This is a genomic window from Pseudomonas sp. HD57-3, from assembly GCF_056113135.1.
Genome location: NZ_CM148568.1, coordinates 2685944 through 2706855, shown reverse-complemented (window position 1 = coordinate 2706855; position 20912 = coordinate 2685944). Strand labels below are relative to the sequence as shown.

Here is a 20912-nt window from a genome sequence, read left to right as displayed (position 1 = left end):
TCGCGCTCAGAACAGCTCGCTGAACGGGATGAACCGCAGCGGATCGCCCCTCTGCAAGGTGCTGTTCTCGGGGATTTCCACCAGCCCGTCGGCCCAGGTCGCGCCTAGCAGAACCCCGGAACTCTGGTTCGGATACAGCGCCGCCTGCCCGCCCTCCAGGCGCACCCGCAGGTATTCACGACGGCTGCCGGGTTTCGGCCAGTCGAAGCCGGCGTTGACCGTGAAGCTCAGCGGCACCACCTCTTCCACGCCTTGAATGCGCAGCAGGTACGGGCGCGCCAGCAGGCCGAAGGTCACCAGCGCCGAGGTCGGGTTGCCCGGTAGGCCGATCACCGGCACTGTGCCGAAATGGCCGACCGTCAGCGGTTTGCCGGGTTTGATCGCGAGTTTCCACAGCAGCGGTTTGCCGTTGTCGCGCAGCACTTGGCCGAGGCAGTCGGCGTCACCGGCAGACACGCCGCCGGTGGTCAGAATCAAGTCGGCCGCGACCTGCAGTTGCTCAAGTTTGAGCCGGGTCTGCGCCGGACGATCGGGAAGAATCCCGGCGTCGATCACTTCGCAACCCAGTTCGCGCAACCAGTGGTCGAGCAAGGTGCGGTTGCTGTTGTAGATACTGCCGGGGCGCAACGGTTGCCCTGGTTCCACCAGTTCATCACCGGTCGACAGCAATGCCACGCGCGGGCGACGCACCACCGGCAGATGAGTCATGCCCTGTCCTGCGGCGACGGCCAGTTCGAACGGGCCGAGGCGTTTGCCGGCGCGCAGCAAGGTGTCGCCGACGCGGTTCTCCTGGCCCTGGGGACGGATGTTCTGCCCGACCTTCAGAGGTTGCAGGAAATGTACGCGACCGTCCTCCAGCACTTCGACGTTTTCCTGCATCTCCACGCAATTGGCGCCCATGGGCAACGGCGCACCGGTGAAAATCCGTGCGCAGGTGCCGGACAGCAAGGCGTCCGGCGCCATCCCGGCATAGATCCGTTGCGACACGCTCAACGGCTGGCGATGTAGGTCGGCGAGGTTCAAGGCGTAACCGTCCATGGCGCTGTTCGGCCACGGCGGCAGATCGAGTGTGGCGACCAGATCGCTGGCCAGCACTCGTCCGCGCGCCTCGTTGAGCGGTACCGATTCGCTGTCCGGCAGACGTTGTTCATCGGCCATCGCCAACAGTTGGTCGAGGGCGTCCTCGACCGGCATCAACCCCGGCTTGCTCATCCGCGCGGCCCGCAGGCTTGCACCGGTTTGAGGTGCGGAACGAAGTTGCACGGGCGATGGCGGTTATCCAGTTGTTCGGCAAGGATGCCTTCCCAAGCCGTGCGGCAGGCGCCGGTGGAACCCGGCAGGCAGCACACCAGCGTGCCGTTGGACAGCCCGGCCAGCGCGCGGCTTTGTACGGTGGAGGTGCCGATGTCGAGAATCGAGATGGCGCGAAACAGCTCGCCGAAACCGTCGATCTGCTTGTCCAGCAGGCAGGCCACGGCTTCCGGAGTGCTGTCACGCCCGGTGAAACCGGTGCCGCCGGTGATCAGCACCACTTGAATGTTGTCGTCGGCGATCCAGTGCGCAACCTGGGCGCGGATCTTGTACAGATCGTCCTTGAGCAGATTGCGTTCGCTCAAGGTGTGGCCGGCCTCCAGCAGGCGGCTGACCAGCAACTGGCCGGAGGTGTCGCTGGCGTAATCGCGGGTATCGCTGACCGTCAGCACGGCAATATTCAGGGGAACGAACAAGGCATCCGATTTAACACTCATGGCACTCTCCGGCCGTCGTCAATTCAATGGATGACGAGCCTAAGTGCCGCTTGTGAGGACTGTCTAATCACTCTGGCCAACCACACTATCGACCTGCTCTATCGGTGAATTTTTTCAGCGCCTCGACCGCAGTCCGGCCCAATGAAACCGGGCGTCATCGAAATCCTCGATAGGCTCTTAAACACTGCCGATTGGACGAAAAAAGCCCTCGATGGGATCGTCGCTTCCTGCGCTTTCCGTGCGCCGTACGCATCTGCGTCAATACTCAATCAAAATTCCTTATCGAGCAGGTGCCGTCGTGGACATCAAACAACTCAAGTTCCTGATCGCGCTGGACGAAACCCGCCACTTCGGCCAGGCCGCCGCGCGCTGCCACATCACCCAGCCGACCCTGTCGATGCGCCTGCGCAATCTGGAAGACGAGTTGGATCTGGTGCTGGTCAATCGCGGCCAGCGCTTCGAAGGTTTCACCCAGGCCGGCGAGCGCGTGCTGGCTTGGGCCCGCACGTTGCTGGCCGCCCACGACGGGCTGTTTGCCGAAGCGGCAGCCTGCCGCGGGCAACTGGTCGGTAGCCTGCGCCTGGGGCTGGTGCCGCTGAGCAACTTCAATCCGGTGAATTACATTCAGGGTTTGTCCGGGACTTATCCGGAGCTGAAATACAGTCTGTCGTCGCTGAGTTCGGACGAGATCATCGAGGGCCTCGGCAACAATCAGCTGGACCTGGGCGTGTGTTATCTGGACCACGTCAACCCGAACTATTTCGAGTTTTTCGAGATTGGCGAGACCCGCGTCGGCCTGCTCTACGACACCCGTCACTTCCATTTCGAAGGCCCGGAAATGAGCTGGGAAGACGCCGCCGAACTGCCGCTGGGGATGATCACCACCGGCATGCACTACCGAAAATCCATCGACCTGAGTTTCCGCAGTCGCGGGTTGAATCCGCAGCCGATCATGGAAAGCGATTCGACCTATCAATTGCTGCAGGCGATTCACCAGGGCTTCTGCTGCTCGATCATGCCGCTGGACAGTGGCCTGGAAGAACCGATCGAACACCTGGCCTTCATCAACCTGCCGGATGCCAGCGTGCTCGCGCCGCTGGGGCTGGTGATGCGCAAGACCGAACCGCGCTCGGCGATTGCCGAGAAGTGTTTTGCCGAGGCGCGCAAGATGTTCGGGATCGAGGCGCCTGTCGTTTAATTCTTTGCGCTTGAGTCCGCCTTCGTCGGATCGCCGCCCGGAGCAAGCTCGCTCCCACAGGTATCGAGTCGCGCCACAGATCTGTGCGCGCCACAAAACACTGTGGGAGCGAGCTTGCTCGCGAAGGGGCCGGAACGGTCATCGACCAATCCAATCACTGCATCGGAACAAGCGATTGGACGCACTTTTCCCTGCCCCGTAGCCTGACTCCACTTCAGCGCTTCGGGGACTTTTCAAGATGCTGTGCCAAGTTGAACAACTCATCGAACCGGGCGACGCCAACGCCCCCGCGCCACAACCAGCGCAAGTGGCCTACCGCGAATACCTCGACGACGCGCCGGTGTCCCACGCGGCGCTGGCGGCCGAAATCGCTTTGGCCATCAGCTACAACGGCTTGAATCAAGCGGTGATGATGGTCTCGCCAGGCAACATCGAAGACTTCGTTCGCGGCTTCAGCCTGAGCAACGCCATCGTCGACCGCCTCGACGATATCCATGACATCCGCCTGACCCATTTCGACCAGGCCTGTCAGGCCGACGTGCAGATTTCCAGCCGTGCGTTCTGGGCGCTGAAGGATCATCGCCGGCAGATGGCGGGCACCAGCGGTTGTGGCCTCTGCGGCGTGGAAGCCCTTGAACAGGCGCTGCCGCAACTGGAGATCCTGACCCCGACGCCGCTGCCACCAGCAGCGCATTTCGACGGTATCCGCCAGCGCATCGAACAGGCCCAGCAACTGGCCCGCAGCAGCGGCGCCCTGCACGCAGCGTTGTACTTCGATGCCGACGGCGAAGCGCTGCTGTGCCGCGAAGACATCGGCCGCCACAACGCCCTCGACAAACTGATCGGCGCCCTGCAGTTCGAAGGTCTCGATGCGCGTCAGGGCTTCGTCGTGGTCACCAGCCGTTGCAGCCTCGAACTGATCCACAAAGCCGTGCGCGCCCGCCTCGGCACCCTCGTAAGCCTGTCCGCCCCTACTGCGCTGACCGTGCGCTGGGCGCTCAAGCACCACTTGAACCTGATCCACGTCCCGCACCGCAACGCCCCCCGAATCTACAGCCCGATCCAGGAGCCCACCGCATGAGCAACAGCCTCACCCACCTCGACGATCAGGGCCGCGCCAACATGGTCGACGTCAGCGACAAAGCCGCAACCCGCCGCGAAGCCACCGCCCAGGCCTGGGTGCAGATGCGTCCGGAAACCCTGCAAATGATCCAGTCCAACGGCCACCCCAAGGGCGATGTATTCGCCGTGGCGCGGATCGCCGGGATCCAGGCGGCAAAACGCACCCACGAGTTGATTCCGCTGTGCCACGCGCTGCTGCTCAGTTCGATCCACGTCGAGCTCAAGGCCTGCGAACCGGACCGCGTGCAGATCACCAGCACCTGCCGCCTCACCGGCCAGACCGGCGTCGAGCTCGAAGCCCTGACTGCCGCCAGCGTCGCCGCGCTGACCATCTATGACATGTGCAAAGCGGTGGACCGGGCGATGGTCATCGGCGACATCCGCCTGCTGAGCAAACAGGGCGGCCGCTCGGGCCACTTTCAATGGGAGAACCCGCAATGATTCTGATCAACTACTTCGCCAGCTACCGTGACCGGCTCAATCTGGGCGGTGAAAAGATTCCGGCCAGCGACACCCTCGTTTGTGTCGAGGACGTGCGGCAGCTGTTGATGCAACGTGGCGATATCTGGCGTGAGGTGCTCGGCGCCGGCAACCTGATGTGCGCGGTGAATCAGGAGCTGTGTCAGCCGGATCAGGTGATCGAGGATTTCGACGAGATCGCGTTTTTCCCGCCAGTTACGGGGGGTTGAGGCATGGGTGTTCGAGTCCAGCGTAAAGGCTTCGATGCCGGTCAGTTGATTGCCGACCTGCATGCGCGCAATCCACGGGTGGGCGCAGTGGTGGATTTCATTGGTTATGTGCGGGATCTGAACGTCGGGCAATCGGTGACCGAGCTGTTTCTGGAGCACTATCCGGGCATGACCGAGAAGGCTCTGGAGCAGATAGCCGAACAGGCTCGCGAGCGTTGGCCGTTGCTGGCTGTGGAGATTGTGCATCGGGTCGGCGCGCTGTCGGTGACCGAGCCGATCGTGTTCGTTGGCGTCAGCAGCAAGCATCGGCATGCGGCGTTCGAGGCCTGCGCGTTCATCATGGATGTGCTGAAGACGCGGGCGCCGTTCTGGAAGCGTGAGACTACGCCTGAGGGTTCGCATTGGGTCGAGGCGCGGGAGAGTGATCAGAATGCGGCGTTTCGCTGGAGTCTGGCGCATGCCTGACCGGGTACTGTCGAATGCGACAAAAGCCTGATTAGATAGCAGCTCCCGCCGATTCGAACGTGGAGCCACACTTGAGCCAGACACCAAAGGACTTGCCCCGCCCGCAACCCATCACCCTGCGCCAGGCCTGGCCCTTCTGGCTGAAGCTCGGCTGCATCGGCTTCGGCGGCCCCGCCGGGCAGATCGCGATCATGCATCAGGAACTGGTGGAGCGCCGGCGCTGGATCTCCGAACGACGTTTCCTGCATGCGCTCAACTACTGCATGTTGCTGCCCGGCCCCGAGGCCCAGCAACTGGCGACTTACATCGGCTGGCTGCTGCACCGCACCCGTGGCGGCGTGCTGGCCGGGGCGCTGTTTGTGTTGCCTTCGCTGCTGATCCTGATCGCTCTTTCCTGGGTGTACATCGCGTTTGGCGACGTGCCAGCGGTGGCCGGGGTGTTTTACGGGATCAAACCGGCGGTGACCGCGATTGTGTTGCACGCGGCCCATCGCATTGGCTCGCGAGCCTTGAAGAACAGCTGGCTGTGGGCGATCGCCGGGGCGGCGTTCGTGGCGATCTTTGCCTTCAACGTACCGTTCCCGCTGATCGTGCTCGGCGCGGCATTGATCGGCTATTTCGGCGGACGCTGGGCGCCGCAGCGGTTCAGCAACGGCGGTCATCGCGGCAGCGAAAAGTCCTTCGGCCCGGCCCTGATCGATGACGACACCCCGCCACCCGAACATGCGCGGTTCAGCCTGCCGAGGCTGCTGCGTCTGCTGCTGATCGGTGCGTTACTGTGGAGTCTGCCGATGGCGCTGCTGACGGCGCTGTTCGGCTGGGGCGGCACCTTCACGCAGATGGGCTGGTTCTTCACCAAAGCGGCGCTGCTCACCTTCGGCGGCGCTTACGCTGTGCTGCCTTACGTGTATCAGGGCGCGGTCGGGCATTACGGCTGGCTGACGCCGACGCAGATGATCGACGGCCTGGCCCTGGGCGAAACCACGCCGGGGCCACTGATCATGGTGGTGGCGTTTGTCGGGTTCGTCGGCGCTTACGTGCAACCGACGTTCGGCCCGGAACACGCGTTCGCCGCCGGCGCGCTGGCCGCGACGCTGGTGACCTGGTTCACCTTCCTGCCTTCGTTTCTGTTCATCCTCGCTGGCGGGCCGTTGGTGGAGTCGACGCACAACGAACTGAAATTCACCGCACCGCTGACGGCGATCACCGCAGCGGTGGTCGGGGTGATCCTTAATCTGGCGTGTTTCTTTGCTTACCACGTGTTCTGGCCCAACGGTTTTACCGGTCAGCCCGATGTTTTTTCGATCGTGCTGGCCCTCATGGCCGCCCTCGCCCTGTTCTTTTTCAAGCGCGGCGTGATCGAGGTGTTGATCGTTTGCGCCCTCGTCGGGCTGGGGTTTTACCTGCTGCGTTGAACCGGGGGGCACGCCACCGCTCGCGGAATCAGGCGTTTACTTATCCGGGGATTCCCCCTTACTATCCAGCCACACCGGCATGGCGGGACTCTCCCGCCGCCGACGTTTTCCGCCAACGGAAACACGCGTCATGAGCACGTCACTCCAACAATCAGAATCGTTGAACGTCTCTGCACTGTGCGCCCTCCTTCACAGGGGCCGCGCATGAATCGCATCGTCAATCTCCCCATGGCCCTGAGCCGTTCCAAGCTGCGTCACTCCGCACGCCCGCCGGATATCTGCCTGCCCGTCTGATCGCGCCGCTAAAAATCGCGACAGCTCCCCCTCTTTTTTCGATATCCCTGCCAGGACGCCCGCGCCTTTTGCCGAGCTGCGTCCGGCCTGAATCTGCGCGCCTGTGCGGCGCCATCGTGAGTGATTGATTATGAAATTTGCAGCCATTGAAGACGCCCGTCATTTCCTCGAGCAGAACCCCGACATCGACATGATCGAGCTGTTCATCCTCGACGCCAACGGCGTGCCGCGCGGCAAGCTGTTGCACCGCGAAGAACTGCTCGCCGTGTACGAAAGCGGACGCCCGCTGCCAAGCACCATTCTCGGCCTGACCGTGCACGGCGAGGACGTGGAAAACTCCGGTCTGGTCTGGGACGTCGGCGATATCGACTGCCGCGCCTATCCGCTGGAAGGCAGTCTGGTGCGCTTGCCGTGGCGGCAGATTCCGACCGCTGCGGTGCAGGTCAGCATGCACCCGGAACAAGGCATGCCGGCGAGCATTGCCGACCCTCGCCACCTGTTGATCAAGATCATCGACCGCTTGAAAGCCGAGGGTTACCACCCGGTGATGGCCTGCGAGCTGGAGTTCTACCTGCTCGACGCCAAACGCGATCACAACGGTCGCCCGCAACCGGCGCTGGATGCCGACGGCGGTCGACCGAGACACACCCAGGTCTACGGTTTGCGTGAGCTGGAGCAGATCGAACCGTTCCTCGCCGATCTTTATAGCGCCTGCAAACTGCACGGCATTCCGGCGCGCACGGCGATCTCGGAATACGCGCCGGGCCAGGTGGAAATCACCCTCGAACACGGCGATGCGCTGGAGGCGATGGACCAGGCTGTGCGCTACAAGCGGCTGGTCAAAGCGGTGGCGCACAAGCACGGCATGCAGGCGACGTTCATGGCCAAGCCGTTCGATCACCTGGCCGGCACCGGCATGCACATGCACGTCAGCCTCGCCGATGCCGAGGGACGCAATCTGTTTGCCTCCGAGGACCCGGCCGGCACCCCGCTGCTGCGCACGGCGATTGGCGGGATGCTCGCCTCGTTGCTCGATTCGCTGCTGCTGTTCTGCCCGAACGCCAACTCCTACCGGCGTTTCCAGGCCAACAGCTACGCGCCACTGGCGCCGACCTGGGGCGTCGACAACCGTACCGTCAGCCTGCGCGTGCCCGGCGGCCCGGCCAACACCCGGCACATCGAACACCGCATCTGCGGCGCCGATGCCAACCCGTACCTGGCAGCGGCGGCGATCCTGGCGGGCATTCATCGCGGGATAAAAGAAGACATCGATCCGGGCGAGCCGGTGGAAGGCAACGGCTATGCCCAAGCGAAAGAATTGCTGCCGACCGACTGGCTGACCTCGCTGACCGCGTTGGAAAATTCGGTGTGGGCGCGGGATGCGCTGGGACAGGAATTTCTTGGGGTGTATCTGGCGGTGAAACGCGCGGAATACCGGCAGTTCATGGCCGAAGTGGGCGAGCAGGACTGGCGCTGGTACCTCACAGAAGCCTGATAAATCACTCCGCCCCCTTGTGGGAGCGGGCTTGCCCGCGAAGGCGTCGTCACATTCAACACTTCAGGTGACTGACACATCGCTTTCGCGAGCAAGCCCGCTCCCACAGGGTTCGTGCACCGACTCCCGAATCTGGACACTGAAATGACTGAACGCAGCAATTCCTACTACACCGCAACCCTCAACCGCGACACCGACTACCCGACCCTGGAAGGTCGGCACAAGGTTGATGTGGTGATCATCGGCGGAGGTTTCACCGGCGTCGCCACAGCCGTCGAGCTGGCCGAAAAAGGCCTGAAAGTCGCCATCGTCGAGAGCCACAAGATCGGCTGGGGCGCCACCGGGCGCAATGGCGGTCAGGTCACCGGAAGCCTGTCCGGCGACGGTGCGATGCGCAAACAGATGCGCAACACCTTGGGCGATGAGGTCGACGATTTCATCTGGCACCTGCGCTGGCGCGGCCACGAAATCATCAAGCAGCGGGTCGAGAAATACGCCATCGATTGCGACCTCAAGCACGGCCATTTGCACGCCGCTTATAAGCCGAGCCACATGGCCGGTTTGCGCAGCGACTACGACGAAGCCGTGCGTCGCGGCATGGGTGATGAAGTCAGCCTGCTCGACCGCAGCCAGGTGCGCGACCTATTGCAAAGCGAGCTCTATCACGGCGCAATCAAGAACACCCGCAACATGCACCTGCACCCACTCAACCTGTGCATCGGCGAAGCGCGGGCGGCGGAAAGCCTCGGCGCGCTGATCTTCGAAAACAGCGAAGTGCTGGAGATCATTCACGGCGACAGCCCCGGCGTGCGCACCGCCCACGGCCAGATCGACGCCAATCAGGTGCTGCTGGCCGGCGACGTCTACCACAAGCTCGAGCCGGCTCAGCTCAAGGGCAAGATTTTCCCGGCCATGGGCGGCATCGTCACCACCGAACCGCTGGGGTATCTGGCCAAGCAGATCAACCCCGAAGACCTCGCCGTTTACGACTGCCGCTTCGTCCTCGATTACTACCGCCTCACTGCCGACGGCCGCCTGCTGTTCGGCGGTGGCGCCAACTACAGCGGCAAGGATTCACGGGACATCGCTGGCGAACTGCGGCCGTGCATCGAACAGACCTTCCCGGCGCTCAAAGGGGTGAAGATCGATTACCAGTGGAGCTGCGCGATGGGCATCGTCATCAACCGCATCCCGCAACTGGGCAAGCTCTCGGACAACGTCTGGTATTGCCAGGGCTACTCCGGCCACGGCATCGCCACGACCCACATCATGGGCGAGATCATGAGCCGGGCGATCACCGGGCAGATGCAGCAGTTCGACACGTTTGCCGCGTGCTCGCACATTCGCGTGCCGATGGGCGAACTGCTGGGAAATCCGATGCTCGCGGCGGGCATGTGGTACTACCAGATGCTGGAAAAACTGCGCTGATTTATCCCTCAGCCGCATGCCGGTTTATGCATTGGGGCGACTGGCCTCTTCGCGGGCAAGCTCGCTCCCACAGGGTTTGGGGTGTACCTGCGTTTTGAGTACGCCTCGGACACTGTGGGAGCGAGCTTGCTCGCGAAGAGGCCTTTAAATTCACCACAAAACTCAATCCTGCAGTTGTTCGACCTCAATCCCCAACCGCCGATAATCCTCGACACTCCCCGACGCCACATGCCGTTCGGTGATCAGCGTGTGCAAGCGCTCGCACGGCGCCACCACAAACGGTTCGACCGCACCAAGCTTGTCCGCCGTGGTCACGGCAATCACCCGCGCCGCACAGTCCAGCAGCGCCTGCTTGACCGGCACTTCATCGAAATGCAGCGAGGTGATACCCACCTCCGGATGAATCGCACAGACCCCGGTGATCGCCAGATCAGCCTTGATCCCCGACAACAGCCGCAGCGCCTCGTGACCACCGGCGGACATGGTTTTCGGATTCAACTGCCCGCCCGCCAGAATCACCTTGATGCCCGGGTATTCGGACAACGCAATTGCCGTCATCGGTGATGCCGTGACCGCCGTGAGGCTGATATCCCTGGGCAACGAGCGCGCCACCTGCAAAGAGGTGGAACCGGAGTCGAACATCACCGTTTGCCCATTCCGAATCTGCTGCGCCGCCAATTGCGCCAGACGAATCTTCACCTCGTCGATCTCGTCCAGCCGGGTGAAGTAGTCCTTGCCGGTGTCCTTGGGCCTCGGCAGCGCGCCGCCGTGCACGCGCTGCACCAGTCCGGCGTTGTCCAGTTCAGCCAGATCGCGGCGAATGGTGTCTTCCGACACCGCAAAATGCTGGCTCAACTCGGACGCCATGACCTTGCCGTCACGTTCAAGGATCAGAAGGATCTTCTGCCGGCGCAGAGAGGGAAGCTCGGAAGCGGAATGATCGTGCATGGTTTTGCCTGTTTGTGCTTTTAATTGCAGGTTTGCGCGAGCTTAGCCAAGCAAACCTGCAAACACAACGCCGGTATCAATGGCTTCGATCATTGGAATCACGAAGCCGAATTTTTTCTTTTGACCCGCCCCCGGCAGAATGGCCCCACTTTCAAAAGGACCAGGATGAACACCCCATGAACCTCAATTTCGCTTTCGCCTGCATGGTTGTCGTATCGTTTGCCATCGCGCTCGGGCACGCCTGATCAGACCGACGCCGCCAGATGCTCGCGAAACCATTTGTGCGCCGGGTCGCGGTGCGAACGCTCGGCCCAGAGCATGGCCATTTCGTAGCCCGGCACTTGCAGCGGCGGCTCGACCACTTGCAGCGCGGGATTGCCGCGCGCCAGCCTTGACGGCAGCATCGCCACCAGATCGGTGCTGGCCAGCACCGACATCAGCAACAGAAAGTGCGGCACCGACAGCACTACGTTTCGCGTAAGCCCCACCTCCGCCAGCACCTTGTCCGTCACCCCGAAAAAACCTCCGCCCTCCGGCGACATCAGCACATGCTCCAGCTCGCAGAATTGCGCGCGGGTCGGCTTGCGTTGCAGTTTCGGGTGCCCGGCGCGACCGGCCAGCACATAACGTTCGGTGAACAGCGCACGCCGGTGCAGTTCCAGCGGCGCGTCCTCGCTGGTGTGCAGCGCCAGATCGATCACACTCTGCTCCGTCTGCTTGACCAATTGCCGAGGCGACAAATCAAGCACCGCCAGCCGTGTGCCCGGCGCCTGACTGCGCAGCCCGCCGAGGGCCGGCAGCAGAATGGTCGATTCACCATAGTCCGAGGCCGCAACTTTCCAGGTATGGGTCGCCTGCGCCGGGTCGAACGGACTGGCCGGTGCCACCGCCCGCTCCAGCGCTTCCAGCGCCTCGCGCAACGGTTCGCGCAATTCATCGGCCCGCGCCGTCGGGCGCATGCCGCGAGGACCCGGCAGCAACAGCGGATCACCAAAAATCTCCCGTAACCGGGCCAGATGCACGCTCACCGACGGCTGCGACAGATGCAGCCGTTGCGCGGCGCGGGTGACGTTGTGCTCGGACAGCAGCACATCGAGGGTCAGCAGCAGGTTGATATCCAGCCGTCTCAAATTATTCATGGCTATACCAGACATATCAGACATTCATTTCCAATATACCTGCCGGGCGCCGATCCTGCTGTCACTCAGCAACGGAGCCTCACCATGAATGTGCTACTGGTCTACGCCCACCCCGAACCGCAATCGCTCAACGGCGCGCTCAAGGACTTCACCGTCCAGCGCCTGGAAGCCGCCGGCCACACCGTGCAGGTTTCCGATCTCTACGCGATGAACTGGAAAGCCAGCCTCGACGCCGACGACAGTCCCGGCCGCGACAGCACTCGCCCGTTCGACGCGTCCCTCGATTCGAAACTCGCCTTCGAACAAGGCCGGCAAGCCGCCGACATCACCGCCGAGCAGGCAAAACTGCTGTGGGCCGACACCCTGATCCTGCAGTTTCCGCTGTGGTGGTTTTCCATGCCGGCGATTCTCAAGGGCTGGGTCGAGCGCGTGTACGCCTACGGATTTGCCTACGGTGTCGGCGAGCATTCGGATTCTCGTTGGGGCGACCGTTATGGCGAAGGCACCCTGAAAGGCAAACGGGCGATGCTGATGGTGACCGCCGGCGGCTGGGAATCGCATTACAGCCCGCGCGGAATCAACGGCCCGATCGATGACCTGCTGTTCCCGATTCATCACGGGATTCTGTATTACCCCGGCTTCGAGGTGCTGCCGCCGTTCGTGGTGTATCGCACCGGGAAGATGGATGAAGCGCGGTTTGCCCAGACGTGCGAAGAACTGGGCGCGCGGCTGGATGAGTTGCGGAGTACGCGGCCGATCGGATTTCGGCGGCAGAATGCCGGGGATTACGAGATTCCGGCGTTGACCTTGAAGGACGATATTGCGCCGGGCAGCGAAGGCTTCGCCGCCCACCTGAAATAGCCGCCCACCTCAAAAAACAGGGGGCCTGGCCCCCTGTTCTTTTATTCCACCACCACCCGCGCCTTGCGCACGAACAGCGCATGCACCTTGTCCCAGAAATTGCCGCCCAGCACGAAGAAGCTGCCGATGAACATCAAGTCGCCCAGCGCCTGCATCTGCCAGAGGTTGGGTCGTACGCCCGGGAAAAAGTTGTCGAAATAAGGTTCCAGAAAGGATGACAGCAGCGGCAGGCAGAACATCACCACGCCGATCTTGTGGCGCATCGGGCTGACTTCGGCCACCGGGGTCGGAATCACGCCGGAAATATAGTGGCCGATCGTGCGTTTGAGTTCGGCGAACCCGGCCTTGCCCATCACCGCGATCACCAGCAGCAACAGCACTTTATTGCTGATGAACAACACCCCGGTCAGCGCCGCGACTTTCGAGCCCGGCACGTCGAGGGCGGCGGCGATCGGCACCATCAGCCACGAACCGAGCATCAGGCAGATGATTGCCACGCCGACCTTGAAACGCCAACTGGCGCTGATGGGGGCAAGCGGTTCTTGAGCAGTGTCCATGGCTTCCTACCTTTTTATCCGGGGCCGGGTTCGGTGGCGTTCGCCTGAAAAAGCGTAGCAGCTGATTGCTTCGAACAACCCGCAATCTGCGGTCTATGCTCCAGTGACATTTCCCGCTGGGGCCTCCCGGTATGCCTGCAACGCCAGCCCTGCTGATCCGTCCCGGCCACCTGCTGCTGCTCGGTGCGCTGAGCCTTGGCGGCTGCCTGCGGCTGGGCCCGGATTTCCAGCCACCGGCGGAGGCCTGGAGCAAGCAGTGGCAAAGTCCGGCGCTCGAGCAGGCCAGCGAACGCGGCACCGTGCCAGATCTTCGCCAGTGGTGGCAGGTGTTTGCCGATCCGATCCTCGACCGTTTGATCAGCGACGCCGAAGCCCGCAACAGCAGCCTGAAGATCGCCGGCCTGCGAGTCCTCGAAGCCCGCGCGCAACTGGGCATCGCCGACAGCGGACGCTACCCGCAGCTGCAACAGGCCAGCGCCGACAGCCTGTACATCGACCGCCACCAGTCCGGCGGCACCAACCCGCAGGACTTGCACTTCTGGCAGCACAGCGCCGCGTTCGATGTCGGCTGGGAGCTGGATTTCTGGGGCCGTTTCAGCCGCGCCATCGAGTCCGCCGACGCCAGCTACTTCGCCGCCCAGGCCAACTACGAAGACGCCCTCGTGCTGCTGCGCGCTCAAGTGGCCGACACCTACTTTGCCCTGCGCACCACCGAAGCCCGGCTGCGCGTTGCCCGGGAAAACGCCGCGCAGCAAAAGCGCAACTTCGAGATCACCGAAAAACTCTTTCGCAGCGGCCAGACCGCCGAACTCGACCTGCAACAGGCCAGAACCCAGTACCTCGGCACCCTGAGCAGCATTCCGGCGTTCGAAGACCAATTGCTGCGCACCCGCAATGCGCTGGCGGTGCTGGTCGGCCAGCCGCCCGGTGGCGCGGCGTTTCTGGCGGAGCAACCGGGGCTGATTCCGCTGGTGGATCGCGCCGTGTTGCAGGACGTCCCGGCCAACCTGCTGCTGCGCCGTCCCGATGTGCGCGCAGCGGAACTGAACGTTGCCGCGCAATCGGCGCTGGTCGGTGTGGCTGAAACCGATCTGTACCCCTCGCTGACCTTGCTCGGCAGCATCGTCTGGTCCAGCGACACCCTCGGCGCCACCCCGCGCAGCCTCGACCTAATCGGCGGCCCGAGCCTGCGCTGGAACCTGTTCGACTACGGCCGCATCCACAACAACATCCGCGTACAGGACGCGCGCTTGCAGCAACTGATCGAGGCCTATCGCGACAAGGTCCGCCAGGCTGCCCGCGAAGCCGACGACGCCGCCAGCGGCCTGACCAAAGCGCTGGAACGCGAGCGCATTCTCGGCGAGGCCGAAGGCGCGGCGCGGCGTTCGCTGGTGCTGGCCAACACCCAATATCGCGAAGGCTATTCGGACTTTCAGCGGGTGCTCGACGCCCAGCGTGCGTTGCTGGAGCTACAGGACAACTATCTGGTCAGCCGCAGCAACGCCGTGAGCAACCTGATCGCGCTTTACCGCGCCGTCGGTGGCGGCTGGCAAAGCGCCGGGCCGCAGATCGATCCAGCGACCCGGCAGCAAATGCAGCAGCGCACCGATTGGGGCGAACTGCTGAGCGCCCCGCCGCCCCAACCGACCTATCCGATTCCCTCGCAGGTAGACCGCCATGAGTGATGAAGCGCCGCCGGATCCGGCGAAAAAAGGCATCCGCTGGGTGCTGCTGGTGATTGTGCTGAGCCTGGTCTGGTATCTGCTGGCCGACCGCTTTACGCCGTATACCCAGCAGGCGCGGGTCGGCGCGTTTGTGATCCCGGTGGCGACGGAAGTCGCGGGCCGGGTGATCAAGGTCAACGTGCGCAACAATCAGGACGTGCAGGCTGGCGACATCCTCTTCGAGCTCGATCCACAGCCGCTGCAAATCGCCGTCGACCGGGCCCGCGCCGATCTGGAAAACACCCGGCGCACGGTCGGCGCCAGCACCGCCGGCATCGCATCGGCACAGGCGTCTTTGCGGGCCGCGCAAGCCAATGAACTCAAGGCGCGCCAGGACAATCGACGGCTCGAGGGCCTGTACAAAGAAGATCCGGGCACGGTGTCCGTAAGGCTTCTGGAAGTCTCCCGGGCCAACCACGAAGCGGCGGTCAGCAAGGTCGCCGCCGCCAAGGCCGAAGTGCTGCGCGCGCAGGAGCAGGAAGGCGGCAACACCGACACCAACGCCAAACTGCTCAGCGCCGCCGCCACTTTGGCCAAGGCTGAACTTGATCTGGCCAACACCCGCATCGGCGCGCGTTCGGCGGGGCTGATCACCGACCTGCGTACCGACGTCGGCCAGTTCGCCGCTGTCGGCAGTCCGGTGATGACGCTGATCACGATCCAGGATGTGTGGGTCAGCGCCGACCTCACCGAGAACAACCTCGGCCGGATCAAGCCCGGCACGCCGGTATCGATCATCCTCGACGCCCTGCCCGGCGAAGTGCTTGACGGCCGGGTGCGCAGCGTCGGTTATGGCGTCAGCGTCGGCCAGACGCCGCCGCCCGGTACCCTGCCGACGATCCAGAACAGCCGTGACTGGCTGCGTCCGGCGCAGCGTTTTCCGGTGATCATCGAGTTCAGCGAAGAGGCGAAAAAGCGCTTGTTCGAGAGCCGTTCGATTCGCGCCGGCGGGCAGGCGGAAGTCATGGCGTTTCCCAGCGAAGGCAATCTGCTCAATCCACTCGGGCGGCTGTTTGTCTGGCTGATGAGCTGGCTGTCGTATGCCTATTGAACGCAGCGTCCCGGCGCAACGGGCCTTGCGCCTGGCCTGCGGTACGGCGTTGTGCACCGCGGCGAGTTACGGGCTCGCCTTGCCGCTATCGTTTCTGTCGCCGGTGTTAGCGGTGTTGCTGCTGGCCAGCATGCCTCGACCGTTGCCAGTCAAAATGGCGCTGGTGCTGACGTTGGTCGCCGCATTCACAACCAGTCTCGGGCTGTTGCTGGTGCCGTTGCTGCGTTATTACCCGGTATGCGGCGTGCTGCTGATCGGTGTCGGGCTGTTTCTGGTGTTCACCTACGGCTTGCGCGGCGGCAACGTGCTGATCATGACGTTTCTGGTGATCGGCATGACCATGATTTCCGCCGCAGGCTTCGCCTCATTCGAGCTGGCGATGGCGGTGATCGGCGCGCTGGTCAAAGGCCTGTTGCTGGCCGTCGTCATCGTCGGCCTGAGCCACGTCCTGTTCCCGGAACCGGCCAACAGCCCCGCGCCACCACCCGCTCCCGCCCTGCCCGCCGAAGACGTGCCCCGCGTAGCGATGCACGCAACGCTGATCGTGCTGCCGACCTTCCTGCTGGTGCTGATCGACCCGGCCAGCTACCTGCCGATCATCCTCAAAGCCGTCAGCCTCGGCCAGCAGAGCACCACCACCCGCACCCATCACGCCGGACGCGAACTGCTCGGCTCGACCTTATTGGGCGGACTGCTGGCGGTGCTGTTCTGGTGTGCGTTGAGTCTGTTCGTGCACCTGTGGATGTTCTTTCTGTGGATGCTGCTGTTCGGGCTGTTTGTAGCGCGCAAACTCTATCGGCTGCACCCGACGCAACTGACGCCGGGGTTCTGGCTCAACACCCTGATCACCATGATCATCCTGCTCGGCCAGTCCGTTGAGGACAGCGCGGCGGGCAAGGACGTCTACACCGCGTTCGCGGTGCGCATGGGCTTGTTCATTCTGGTGACGCTCTACAGCGGCGTGATGATGCTCCTGCTCGTCGCGCACCGGGAAAGCCGTCAGGGCGTGACCTGATAACCCCGCCCTTGCAGGCAACCTATGTAGGCGCTTGAACTGGCTGAAGCATCGTTCCGGCGCTGCTCGCGCCGATCCTGCCGCTGCCGCGCACCGCCAACCACCGCACCGGCGGCAGCCGTCTCTTTGGCTCGGTTCTGGCGGTAATCCTGCTTGCGATCATCGTCCACAGCTTCGTAGAACTCGTCGTGCTGACGACCGCGCACTTCCGCGGCGGTGGCGCCGGCAGCGGCACCCACGGCAGCGCCCTTCAACCGACCGCCGGCCTGGGGTGTCGACGTGGTTGAAGTGGACGCGATGGAATGGCAGTCGTTGATGTCGATCTGGGTTTGCTGGGAAGTCTGGCCTTTGAGCGGGACGACGGATTCAGCGCTGGCCTGTGTGGCGCACAGGCACGCTGCGATGAACAGTGAATGGCGGAACATGATGACCTCCGACGCGGCGGGGTTTGCATCGGGGGCGGGGTAATCTGGGAGTGTAGTTCATGGGGGTTCACAACTCCGGGCGAACGCATCAATGGTTCACACCCCGCTTGTTGGGTACCATCCCGACACGCCAATCTCTTTGTGTCCCCCATCCCGATGAATCTACTCAGCCGAATCATGGCTTTCGCGAAACCCGCAAGACGAAAGCTTTTTGCCGGTTACAGCGAGCAAGCGCTCAAGACCCGATTCGCCTCACCGTTACCAAGCGCCAGCCTGCCGAAACTATCGACGGTGGTATCTGTAGCAGCGTCCGGGATCAATGCTTATTACAGCTCCCTTCTGATGGTCGCCGATGACTTTTGCAAGTTTCAGCGACTGGTGGAATCACATTTCCAAAAGATCGACGAGCGCAGATTCAAAGACCTGACCGTTTTTGAATACGAAGATGTCACGAAGCAGGAGCTGTTGATTTACTTCCCCTCCACCACCGAGTTCAACGCGCTGACCATTCGTATCTTGACCAACAGCGTCGAGTTTCTGAGTAGCCTTGGAAATCAGACCTTTTGCGTGCCTCCGCCCTGGATTGCCTTCGACGATTACCCCGCCTCGTGGTGGGGCGGCAATATGCAGGGCACGCAGGGTTTCTATAACGACAACTACTTTCTTCCGTATTTCATCCGACTCGGTGACGCTGAGAAACAAGCGTACTTTGCAAGATTCCAAGCCCCTACCGAGTGGATTGAACAGTTAGCACTGATGTATGCCGACGGATGTTGAACCCTGAAGGTGGCTATCGAAGTCCCGGTCAGACGCCCTCCCGCACCCGCCGAACCTGCACCAACAACGCCGGTGCGAAGTGCAGCACCACCATGCGCGCCAGATGGTGAGTCAGGATAAACACCACATTCAGCCCGCCGGCAAACGCCACAATCGCGATGGTTTCGATGGCCCCCGGCATGTACGCGAGCCACAGCGACAATGCATCGCTGCCCAACAATCGCGCGGCCGCCAATGCAAAAACCGCCGCGACCAGAATCATCAAACCCACCGAGACCAGTGCCGTGCGGCCATGACGTCCCAGTTCCGCGAGGCCAAGTCCCTGGAATCGCGAACCGATCCGCACACCCAGAATCAGCGCCGCCAGATTCAGGCTCCAATCCGGCATGTGAAAGCCCTGCAGCCATCCTGATTTCACGAATACGGCGGTGATGATGATTGCCGTCAACATGAACGGCGCCGGCACGCCAACGGCCAGCAGCAAACGCCCGACCACCACGCTCAAACCGATCACCGACAGCACGGTCAACGCCATGCCCGTCGACAGCGGCTCGACCTCGGCCACGGCAACCGGTGCCATTCCGGGAATCAGCAAACTCACCAGCACCGTGATCAGCAGCAGCCGCATCAAGTGCACGATGATGACCTTGCTCGATGCCTGATGCGATTCCAGCAGATCGAACACCGCCGCCAACGCCCCCGGATACACGGCCAACAAGGCATCCGTGCGATTCCACCCTGCCCCGCGCGACAGCCACCACGCGGCCAGCGCGACTTGCACTGCCAGGCACAGCAGCAATACGCCGAGGCTCGGTAACATCGTCGAAACGGTCGCGCTGTCCCACGCTTCGAACATCAACCCGGTGGCAATGCCCAGCGTGACCTGGATGTAGCCCAAACCATAGGGCGTCGCTGGCGCGAATTTGAATTTGGTGACGACCAGTGCCGTCACAAGAATCGAGCCCAACAGCAAACCGTGGGGCACGCCTTCGAACTGCAACAGTGCGCCGAAGCCGGCAGCAATCAACAAACACAGAATGGATTTCATGGTCGCCTTCCTGGCTATTAAAAGGAGTTACGAGCGCAACCGTCCAATCGCCCGCCGATATTTTTCGATCCGTTCCAGATCCTCCCAACTTGGCGAGGCGATCCGCGACAGGTCGCTGTTTTCTTCCAGATCCGCCAGCTTCACCACCCGCCCGATCGGGTTCTGCGCCGCGCGCTCGACGAAGTCCTCGTAGGATTCACCCGGCACTTTGGTCACCGATTCGATGGCGGACAAAACGACTTCGCTGAAGCCTTCCTTGCGCAAATCCTCCAGGCTGATGCCGCAGTCCTCGACCACATCGTGCAGCACCGCGACGATGCGTTCTTCCAGGCTGCTCATGCGCAACATGACCTTCAGCGGATGCAAAATATACGGCGCACCGCCCTTGTCCACCTGCCCCGCGTGGGCTGTGGCGGCAATGGCGATGGCGCGTTCCAGTGTCTGAGTCATGGGCTTTCCTCGGGTCAGACGCCGTACCGGCCGCCAATATAGAAGTGACGCTTGAACCAGCGCCCAATCGCCTGCAAACGCCCGGCTGGCTGCGCCGGCTCGGCGTAGCGCTGAAGGATCAGCGAGACCAGATCAGCCTGGCTCTCCCTCGGATGAGCATCCAGCAACTCAACCACCCAGGTGCATCCGGCCTTCTTCAAATGCTCACGCCACTCGCCGGGCCAGCCATCCAGCTCATCCAGCGCCAACCACCGCGCACCACCCTGCTCGACATGCCCGCCGCCAATCGATTGCTCGAAACAGAACGGCGTCGCCGGGCGGGACAGGTCGATGCTGAAGACGTAGATGTCCTGGGTTTTGTGTTGCAGCGTGGGGGCGTTGTTGCGGCTGCCGATTTGAATCATGCGCACTGCTCCAATCCTTGGGTGCCAAGTGTGTCCGATTGTTTCTCACTCTGTGCGCCCGGCGCAAATCAAAATCCTGATGGAACCTCCCGAGCCCGCCCCATCTCGAAACCATAAGCGCCCCGCTCAAGATCAAACACGGGGCCATGGGAGAGTTCCGCGATGAACATCCGACTGTTGCTTCTGATCGCCACTTTCAGCGTCATCCCCACCTGCGTCATGGCTGAGGGCTGCGACGTCAAGACCCGCTCCTCCAGCCCCTCGGTGCCCGCCGTCGAGACGCACAGCTGCTACGAATACGAAGGCATGCCGGTCAACGCCATCGACTGGTCATGCAGCAACGAAAGCAAGGACATGCTCAACAGCAGCAAAACCAAGGTCGAACACTGCGCCGACCACTATCAGGCCTCGTGTATCGCCACCCTCACCCAGGAATCCCTGGCCAACCCGCACTCCACCAGCAAGGACAAAAACGCCAAAGCGCTGAACATTCCGGACAGCGCACAAGTGACCACCTATTACTACGACGTGGAGCATCTGGCGCAGGCGCGGATTGATTGCGAGAACGGGGGTGGGCATTGGAAGGCGAAGTAACGTCGTCTAAGTGCGCATGAAAAAGGGACGCCTATGGGTGTCCCTTTTTGTTCTCAATGGCGGGT

At 62.7% G+C, this 20912-nt stretch carries 23 protein-coding genes; 14 read left to right on the top strand and 9 right to left on the bottom strand.

The genetic code is table 11. From position 1 onward, the window contains the following. Positions 1–6 precede the first annotated feature (6 nt). A complete protein-coding gene (locus tag AC0R79_RS12205; RefSeq protein ID WP_474735097.1) occupies positions 7–1212 on the bottom strand; it encodes a molybdopterin molybdotransferase MoeA in 1206 nt (401 codons plus the stop codon). Beyond that, positions 1209–1748, bottom strand: a complete 540-nt coding sequence (moaB, locus tag AC0R79_RS12200) for a molybdenum cofactor biosynthesis protein B (protein ID WP_127797663.1) — start codon at positions 1746–1748, stop codon at positions 1209–1211. Before moaB ends, AC0R79_RS12205 begins: the two co-directional genes overlap by 4 nt. Positions 1749–2046: 298 nt before the next feature. Here moaB and AC0R79_RS12195 point away from each other — a divergent pair, with 298 nt between their 5' ends. From AC0R79_RS12195 to AC0R79_RS12160, 8 genes are all read left to right on the top strand, one after another. After that, positions 2047–2946, top strand: a complete 900-nt coding sequence (locus AC0R79_RS12195; RefSeq protein WP_127797662.1) for a LysR family transcriptional regulator — start codon at positions 2047–2049, stop codon at positions 2944–2946. Positions 2947–3184: 238 nt separating this feature from the next. Next, positions 3185–4027: a formate dehydrogenase accessory sulfurtransferase FdhD gene (gene fdhD / locus AC0R79_RS12190; RefSeq protein ID WP_474734562.1), complete on the top strand. Its 843-nt coding sequence runs from the start codon at positions 3185–3187 to the stop codon at positions 4025–4027. Next, on the top strand, positions 4024–4509 hold the full coding sequence (gene moaC, locus AC0R79_RS12185) for a cyclic pyranopterin monophosphate synthase MoaC (RefSeq protein ID WP_375746749.1): 486 nt from the start codon (positions 4024–4026) through the stop codon (positions 4507–4509). The genes fdhD and moaC overlap by 4 nt, the downstream gene beginning before the upstream one ends. Further along, positions 4506–4757 (top strand): MoaD/ThiS family protein, encoded by a 252-nt coding sequence (locus AC0R79_RS12180; RefSeq protein ID WP_375746748.1) that lies wholly within the window; start codon positions 4506–4508, stop codon positions 4755–4757. Before moaC ends, AC0R79_RS12180 begins: the two co-directional genes overlap by 4 nt. Positions 4758–4760: 3 nt before the next feature. Beyond that, positions 4761–5222, top strand: a complete 462-nt coding sequence (moaE, locus tag AC0R79_RS12175; protein WP_474734561.1) for a molybdopterin synthase catalytic subunit MoaE — start codon at positions 4761–4763, stop codon at positions 5220–5222. Positions 5223–5293: 71 nt separating this feature from the next. Beyond that, on the top strand, positions 5294–6637 hold the full coding sequence (chrA, locus tag AC0R79_RS12170) for a chromate efflux transporter (RefSeq protein WP_474734559.1): 1344 nt from the start codon (positions 5294–5296) through the stop codon (positions 6635–6637). A 424-nt stretch (positions 6638–7061) separates the two neighbouring features. Then, entirely contained in the window at positions 7062–8426 is a 1365-nt protein-coding gene (locus AC0R79_RS12165; protein ID WP_474734558.1) for a glutamine synthetase family protein, read from the top strand. Between the two features lie 144 nt (positions 8427–8570). Beyond that, positions 8571–9854, top strand: a complete 1284-nt coding sequence (locus AC0R79_RS12160) for an NAD(P)/FAD-dependent oxidoreductase (protein ID WP_474734556.1) — start codon at positions 8571–8573, stop codon at positions 9852–9854. 162 nt (positions 9855–10016) lie between these two features. Here the strand turns inward: AC0R79_RS12160 and AC0R79_RS12155 are convergent, their stop codons facing one another. Beyond that, positions 10017–10802, bottom strand: a complete 786-nt coding sequence (locus AC0R79_RS12155; RefSeq protein ID WP_474734554.1) for a DeoR/GlpR family DNA-binding transcription regulator — start codon at positions 10800–10802, stop codon at positions 10017–10019. 245 nt (positions 10803–11047) lie between these two features. Further along, on the bottom strand, positions 11048–11941 hold the full coding sequence (locus tag AC0R79_RS12150) for a LysR family transcriptional regulator (RefSeq protein ID WP_474734553.1): 894 nt from the start codon (positions 11939–11941) through the stop codon (positions 11048–11050). 84 nt (positions 11942–12025) lie between these two features. Here AC0R79_RS12150 and AC0R79_RS12145 point away from each other — a divergent pair, with 84 nt between their 5' ends. Then, positions 12026–12802 (top strand): NAD(P)H-dependent oxidoreductase, encoded by a 777-nt coding sequence (locus AC0R79_RS12145; RefSeq protein WP_474734552.1) that lies wholly within the window; start codon positions 12026–12028, stop codon positions 12800–12802. A gap of 41 nt (positions 12803–12843) precedes the next feature. Here the strand turns inward: AC0R79_RS12145 and AC0R79_RS12140 are convergent, their stop codons facing one another. Next, on the bottom strand, positions 12844–13359 hold the full coding sequence (locus AC0R79_RS12140; RefSeq protein ID WP_474734551.1) for a transporter suffix domain-containing protein: 516 nt from the start codon (positions 13357–13359) through the stop codon (positions 12844–12846). A gap of 131 nt (positions 13360–13490) precedes the next feature. On the opposite strand from AC0R79_RS12140, the gene AC0R79_RS12135 reads away from it, so the two are divergent. The 3 genes from AC0R79_RS12135 to AC0R79_RS12125 are packed head-to-tail and all read left to right on the top strand — an operon-like array spanning position 13491 to position 17149. After that, on the top strand, positions 13491–15044 hold the full coding sequence (locus AC0R79_RS12135) for an efflux transporter outer membrane subunit (RefSeq protein WP_474734549.1): 1554 nt from the start codon (positions 13491–13493) through the stop codon (positions 15042–15044). Continuing rightward, entirely contained in the window at positions 15037–16134 is a 1098-nt protein-coding gene (locus AC0R79_RS12130) for an HlyD family secretion protein (RefSeq protein ID WP_127797650.1), read from the top strand. Before AC0R79_RS12135 ends, AC0R79_RS12130 begins: the two co-directional genes overlap by 8 nt. Further along, positions 16124–17149: a DUF2955 domain-containing protein gene (locus AC0R79_RS12125; protein WP_474734548.1), complete on the top strand. Its 1026-nt coding sequence runs from the start codon at positions 16124–16126 to the stop codon at positions 17147–17149. The genes AC0R79_RS12130 and AC0R79_RS12125 overlap by 11 nt, the downstream gene beginning before the upstream one ends. Here AC0R79_RS12125 and AC0R79_RS12120 read toward each other — a convergent pair. Further along, on the bottom strand, positions 17134–17574 hold the full coding sequence (locus AC0R79_RS12120) for a hypothetical protein (protein ID WP_474734546.1): 441 nt from the start codon (positions 17572–17574) through the stop codon (positions 17134–17136). The genes AC0R79_RS12125 and AC0R79_RS12120 overlap by 16 nt on opposite strands. A 177-nt stretch (positions 17575–17751) precedes the next feature. Between AC0R79_RS12120 and AC0R79_RS12115 the strand changes: the two genes are divergently transcribed. Then, complete coding sequence (locus AC0R79_RS12115) at positions 17752–18351, top strand: hypothetical protein (protein WP_474734545.1); 600 nt, start codon at positions 17752–17754, stop codon at positions 18349–18351. 28 nt (positions 18352–18379) lie between these two features. On the opposite strand, the gene AC0R79_RS12110 is transcribed toward AC0R79_RS12115, so the two are convergent. Genes AC0R79_RS12110 through AC0R79_RS12100 form a run of 3 tightly spaced genes read right to left on the bottom strand, consistent with a single transcriptional unit; the run spans position 18380 to position 20253 of the window. Next, complete coding sequence (locus AC0R79_RS12110) at positions 18380–19399, bottom strand: AbrB family transcriptional regulator (RefSeq protein WP_474734543.1); 1020 nt, start codon at positions 19397–19399, stop codon at positions 18380–18382. A 27-nt stretch (positions 19400–19426) separates the two neighbouring features. Further along, the gene (locus tag AC0R79_RS12105) at positions 19427–19849 is read right to left on the bottom strand and encodes an HD domain-containing protein (protein WP_210709522.1); all 423 of its coding nucleotides are present in this window, start codon (positions 19847–19849) and stop codon (positions 19427–19429) included. 14 nt (positions 19850–19863) lie between these two features. Beyond that, entirely contained in the window at positions 19864–20253 is a 390-nt protein-coding gene (locus tag AC0R79_RS12100; RefSeq protein ID WP_474735095.1) for a hypothetical protein, read from the bottom strand. A gap of 162 nt (positions 20254–20415) precedes the next feature. Here AC0R79_RS12100 and AC0R79_RS12095 point away from each other — a divergent pair, with 162 nt between their 5' ends. Beyond that, a complete protein-coding gene (locus AC0R79_RS12095; protein WP_127797646.1) occupies positions 20416–20847 on the top strand; it encodes a hypothetical protein in 432 nt (143 codons plus the stop codon). Positions 20848–20912: the final 65 nt, after the last annotated feature.